This is a genomic window from Phycisphaerae bacterium, assembly GCA_012729815.1.
Taxonomy (GTDB): Bacteria; Planctomycetota; Phycisphaerae; order JAAYCJ01; family JAAYCJ01; genus JAAYCJ01.
Map to the genome: position 1 here is coordinate 1 of JAAYCJ010000249.1, position 3821 is coordinate 3821.

General features: G+C 63.8%; 5 protein-coding genes and 1 pseudogene. 2 read left to right on the forward strand and 4 right to left on the reverse strand.

Annotated elements, in window-relative coordinates:
- The 4 genes and pseudogenes from GXY33_16425 to GXY33_16440 form a co-directional block, all read right to left on the reverse strand.
- Window positions 1–580 (reverse strand): FAD-dependent oxidoreductase (locus GXY33_16425; protein ID NLX06725.1); only part of this gene is annotated, 580 nt, incomplete at its 3' end.
- A gap of 292 nt (window positions 581–872) precedes the next feature.
- Window positions 873–1334, reverse strand: a pseudogene (locus GXY33_16430) (dinitrogenase iron-molybdenum cofactor biosynthesis protein).
- A 95-nt stretch (window positions 1335–1429) separates the two neighbouring features.
- Window positions 1430–1639 carry a hypothetical protein gene (locus GXY33_16435; protein NLX06726.1) on the reverse strand — a complete coding sequence of 70 codons (210 nt, stop codon included), beginning with the start codon at window positions 1637–1639 and terminating at the stop codon, window positions 1430–1432.
- A 73-nt stretch (window positions 1640–1712) separates the two neighbouring features.
- Window positions 1713–2099, reverse strand: a complete 387-nt coding sequence (locus tag GXY33_16440; protein NLX06727.1) for a DUF5320 domain-containing protein — start codon at window positions 2097–2099, stop codon at window positions 1713–1715.
- A gap of 738 nt (window positions 2100–2837) precedes the next feature.
- Here GXY33_16440 and GXY33_16445 point away from each other — a divergent pair.
- Both GXY33_16445 and GXY33_16450 read left to right on the forward strand, forming a co-directional pair.
- Window positions 2838–3233: a hypothetical protein gene (locus tag GXY33_16445; protein NLX06728.1), complete on the forward strand. Its 396-nt coding sequence runs from the start codon at window positions 2838–2840 to the stop codon at window positions 3231–3233.
- Window positions 3234–3324: 91 nt separating this feature from the next.
- Window positions 3325–3615: a hypothetical protein gene (locus GXY33_16450; protein NLX06729.1), complete on the forward strand. Its 291-nt coding sequence runs from the start codon at window positions 3325–3327 to the stop codon at window positions 3613–3615.
- Window positions 3616–3821: the final 206 nt, after the last annotated feature.

Below are 3821 nucleotides of genomic sequence, written 5' to 3' on the forward strand. Positions count from 1 at the left end.
ACGCCTCCGCCCGGGTGCAGAACTCCTCGTCGTACGCCAGCATCAGACAGTGCGGCAGCATCTCCACCACCGTCACTTTCGCCTTCAGACTCTTGCGGCACTCATCGGCGAACTCCACCCCGATAAAACCGCCGCCGATAATCACCAGATCCGTCACGCCCTTCAGCGACTCCTGCATGCCCGCCAGGTGCGAGACGTCCTTGAACACCGGGAACACGTTGCTCAACTCAAACCCCGGCACCGGAGGCATCGCCGGCAGCGACCCCGTTGCCAGGACCAGCCGCTCATACCCGATCGTCTCGCCGCCCGACGTCGTCACCTGCGCCTGCTCGCGATCCAACCCGACCACGTCATCGATCAGCAGCTCCACCCCGTTCTTCGAAAGCACCTCGTCCGGAATCAAATTCTTCTGCGGGCTGCCCACCGTCCCGAAAATGTACGGAATCCCGCACGGAATAAGCACCTGCTGCTCCTTGCGGATCAGTAGAACCCGCTTCTCGCGGTAGTGACGCCGAGCCGTGATCGCCGCGGTGATCCCCGCCGCGCTCCCGCCGATAACAACGATGTCAGCTTGTTTCATGCCCGTGAGCCTCCACTAAGCTTACCGCCCGGCCCAGCGGCCGGTCCCGTTAACGCTTGACCAACGCCAGCGCCCCTTGCGGACATTCCGCCACGCAACGGCCGCATCCGATGCACGACTCGCGGTCGATCGTCGCCACCTGATCCACCGCAATCGCCCCCGTCGGACACACCGACTGGCACACCGCCGAGCCGACGCACTTGCCCTCGTCAACCACCACGACCAGCACCGATGCGCCAGCCGCGCCGGACGAACCCGCCGCATCGACGCCGGAACCGCCCGCGCCCATCACTCCAGCCCCCATCCCGCGTCCGCCACCCATACCGCGACCCATCCCCATGCCGCGCCCCATACCCCGACCACCGCCCATGCCGCCACCCATCCCGCCGCCACGCATCCCGAAGTGGCTCGCCACGTTCGGACCATCCGTCGTCGAAAGCCGCCCCGCCTTGTACTGCTCCACCGCCTCGCGCACCGTACCCGAACAACCCACGACCAAACCCACACCCGCCGCCGCCAGCGTCTGATGCGCGTTCGGACCGCAGTTGCCCGTCAGCACCGCGCGAACCCCCCGCTCCGCCATCAACTGCGCCGACTGAATCCCCGCCCCGCCCCCCAGCATCACGTTCGGATTCTCAACCGCCTCAAAACCCATGTCATCCGTCTCCACGATGACAAAAAACGCGCATCGCCCAAACCGCGGATCCACCGAAGCCTCCAGCCCCGCTCCCGTCGCCGTCACGGCAATCTTCATCGTCTTTTCCTTCCTTCCATAGTCATTTTCCCTGCCTCACCGCAGGTCCCTGCGCTGAGATTCTCTTCCGACCGGGCCACAGGGGACACCACTCGTCACCGGCACAGGTCGTTTCCCGTATAGGCCTCCATCCAACTGCAGTTCTGATCGCCGGATACGCCCTCCGACACCTGCGGCCTCAAAGCATCCGCATCGGCGGAACCTCTCGGTCCCGACCACGACCGCGTCGAGCCATGCTGGCTGCAACCGCCCGCCGTCGCCAATGCCATCATGGCCATAACCAAACCGCCCAGCACCCTTTTCATCGCAAATCCTCCGGTAAAAAAGCAGCGTTACCGATCAACCAATCGCCCAACCGGAGGCGCGAAATCCTGGGGCCTACTCCTTCGCCTGCGACTTGAGCTCCTCCATACGCTTGCGCAGCCCATCCAAGGCATCCTCAAGGTACTCCACCTGGCCCTTGAGCGCGTCCATCTCCTGCTCCTTCGTCATCGCCGGCCCAGCCGGCCCTGCGTACGGACCGCTGTTCGCCGGTCCGCCGCCCCACGCCGGCCAACCCGCAGCCGACCGCTGCCAACCGGTCATGCCCGTCGCATAGAACCAGTTCCGACGCCCGCGGCCGCCGCCTCCGCGACCCCAGCCCCAGAAACCTCGACCGCCTACCGGATTCGCATAGCCCGGCATCCCAAACCCCGCGCAAAAACCCGCACCACGTCCCGTCATCGGACCCATGCCCGCAGGACCCGTTCCGTCTCCACCTGGCATTGCCACATCTCCTTTCAATTAGTACAAAACCCCAAGCTATAAGGCGCTTCGGCTTTCTCTACCACCAGCGCCGTCCGCGGCCGCGGCCAAACCCGCGCCCACGACCAAATCCAAATCCGCCAAACCAACCCGGACCAAACCGCCTCGGACCGAACCACGCCGGCGGCATCCATCCATACGCACCCGCCACTGGCATGCCCACCGGCACTGGCGGTCGCCACCCGTACGCCGGTGGATACGCCGCTCCGTAGCCATATCCCGCCCGCGGAGGCCCATCGCCCACCGGCATCACGCAGTAACCCATGCCCCGCCCCGTCATCGGGCCAAGGCCCCGCGGTCCCGTACCGTCAAAACCCGGCATCGCCCATCTCCTTTCTCCGCAGCGACCGTTCTACCCATCCGGCCGCAACCAGCCCGCAAGCGGGAATCGCGGCCTCCATGACATATAGTCCCTATTCAAATCCCGTGCCAGAAAGGGTGATTACGTAACTCTCGCCAAAACAATTGGTTAGGGTGAAGAGGAATGTATCGCCACTCCGATAGTAGTGCATAATGCAACGATAAGCCAATAGCTGGCCTTCATATCGCACGAGTATCAGCCGCCACCAATCGGGAACACCCGATCACCTCTGACTGAAATTATCTGAAGCACACTTGACGCGCCGCGTATGATGAACGCAGGATCGATCCCATACTCAGCGCTTCGGGACTCTGTCACATTCAGTAGGAGAAAGTGCCATGACCAGGTTGATCGTGCCCGCCGTCCTCTTCTGTCTCGTCTTGGGATGTGGCGATGGGGCCTACCTGAGCCCTAAAGTCATATCCGCTGAATCCGACGCCATCACCATCACCGTCTCACCCAACACGCTGATCCTCGACTCGCAGGGCGTCTGGGTCACCGTCCATACCGACATCCCCTACAGCCAGGTCGACGGCGTCACCGTTACCCTCAACGGCATCGAGGTCGCCGTGACCAAGGCCGACGCCCGCGGAGACTTCGTCGCCAAGTTCGAATTGGACGCGGTCAAAGACATCGTCGCCCCGCCCGAAGCCACCCTCGTCCTCGAAGGCCTTACCAAGGACGGAGTCGCCTTCAGCGGGTCCGACACGATCCGAGTATCCGACGGCCGCTGATGTTCTCACAGACGTGAGCTTCAAAACCGCGCGCCCAGGCCGTCATGGACGCAGGTGTCCCCTCAGCACGCTGGGCAGATAAGGAGGCGAGATGGGTCCAGACAGACCAGACGGTGGCACTCCGCCGCGCCGCCGGCCGATCCGGTCAATACTCCCCCTCCTCCTCCTGCCCCTGCTCTACATCCTGAGCATGGGTCCGATCATCGCCGGCCTCAAGCTCGGTGACGACGTCTCCGCCACCGAAGACCGCGTCCTCTGCATCGTCTACTACCCCGTCATCTGGCTCCACGACCACACCGTCTTCGAAAAACCGCTGCGAACCTACGCCGAATTCTGGGGATGGGGATGGGGCCACTGCGACTGCGGCGCAGCCTGGTACTAAACCCACCGCCTCGCGCCAAAAGAACCCGCACCCGCCGCCGCCCATCGCGCATCAAGCGGCGCCTCTTACCGCACCTATACAATCAACGGCGGCGGAGCCTGAATCGACGACGGCACGTTGTACTCCGGCATCGCCTCAAACTCGATCGTCCCGTACAACCCCTGGAACCCCTTGATGTACCCGACCACCACGTGGTGGTAACTGAC

What these genes read in the sequence shown, in the direction of transcription:
- GXY33_16445 (NLX06728.1), top strand. Translation starts at nt 2,838, where the DNA reads ATGACCAGGTTGATCGTGCCCGCCGTCCTCTTCTGTCTCGTCTTGGGA.
- GXY33_16450 (NLX06729.1), top strand. Translation starts at nt 3,325, where the DNA reads ATGGGTCCAGACAGACCAGACGGTGGCACTCCGCCGCGCCGCCGGCCG.
- GXY33_16435 (NLX06726.1), bottom strand. Translation starts at nt 1,639, where the DNA reads ATGAAAAGGGTGCTGGGCGGTTTGGTTATGGCCATGATGGCATTGGCG.
- GXY33_16440 (NLX06727.1), bottom strand. Translation starts at nt 2,099, where the DNA reads ATGCCAGGTGGAGACGGAACGGGTCCTGCGGGCATGGGTCCGATGACG.